Origin of the sequence: Rhizobium sp. PEPV16, assembly GCF_008919455.1 — a bacterium.
Lineage (GTDB): Bacteria > Pseudomonadota > Alphaproteobacteria > Rhizobiales > Rhizobiaceae > Rhizobium > Rhizobium leguminosarum_Q.
This window is the reverse complement of sequence record NZ_VSZV01000021.1, coordinates 1-811: the sequence shown is the minus strand read 5'-3', so window position 1 is coordinate 811 and position 811 is coordinate 1. Positions and strand designations below refer to the sequence as shown.

Annotated in this window: 2 protein-coding genes; one reads left to right on the top strand and one right to left on the bottom strand. The window is 62.6% G+C overall.

Going from position 1 to position 811, the window contains the following annotated elements; genetic code table 11:
* Nucleotides 1-91: 91 nt before the first annotated feature.
* Nucleotides 92-646, top strand: a complete 555-nt coding sequence (locus tag FY112_RS00135; protein WP_151517332.1) for a nuclear transport factor 2 family protein — start codon at nt 92-94, stop codon at nt 644-646.
* Here FY112_RS00135 and FY112_RS37120 read toward each other — a convergent pair.
* The coding region (locus tag FY112_RS37120) for a hypothetical protein (protein ID WP_210384794.1) at nt 607-811 on the bottom strand (205 nt) is incomplete at its 5' end. The genes FY112_RS00135 and FY112_RS37120 overlap by 40 nt on opposite strands.

The window sequence follows — 811 nt, the reverse complement described above, 5'->3', positions numbered from 1 at the left end:
GACCGCTCAAACGACGTGACGCCTCTCGACGGTGCACGCAACGGGCGATGGGCCCGAGCAAGCCCTCAGCAACCAGGAAAGGACCGATACCATGACCATTCTTCCGACACGCCAGCGGGTCGCCGGCGCGAGCCGAACAGCTCTGATCACACTGGCATTGCTGTCGCTCGCCCTGCCGGGCGCAGCCATTGCCACCACCGCGGCAACGCAGGTGCAGGCTCCGGACAGTGCCGCGATCGAACGACAGAACAGGGCGATCGTCGAAGCCGCCTTCGAAAAATGGCGTGGGGGCGCCTATGTCTTCGCGGAACTTCTCGCCCCCGACGTCGTCTGGACGATCCATGGCTCCGGGCCGGTTGCGGGCACCTATCGCAACCAGAAGGATTTTATCGAACAGGCATCACGTCCCCTGACCAGCCGCCTTGCGACGCCGGTCGTGCCGGAGGTGCATGACATCTTTGCCGACGGCGACACGATCATCATCCGCTTCGACGGAACGGCGACCACGACGTCGGGCGCGCCTTATCGCAACCAGTTTGTCTGGATATTCAAGATGAAGGACGGCCTCGTCGTCAATGCGGAAGCCTTCCTGGACCTCGTTGCCTATCAGCAGGTCGTCGACAACAACGCCCCACGTTCCCAATGACCGACGCCTGCGGTTTCGGCAGAACTGAGTGTCTGCCGAACCGACACCGCGCGCACATGCGCGATCGCCTCCATACCGAGAACAGCAACGCTTAAGGGAGCCCGATCATGCGACAGCCATTGAGACGTGGCGCGCAACGACGGGACTTCCATGGATTGGCGAATG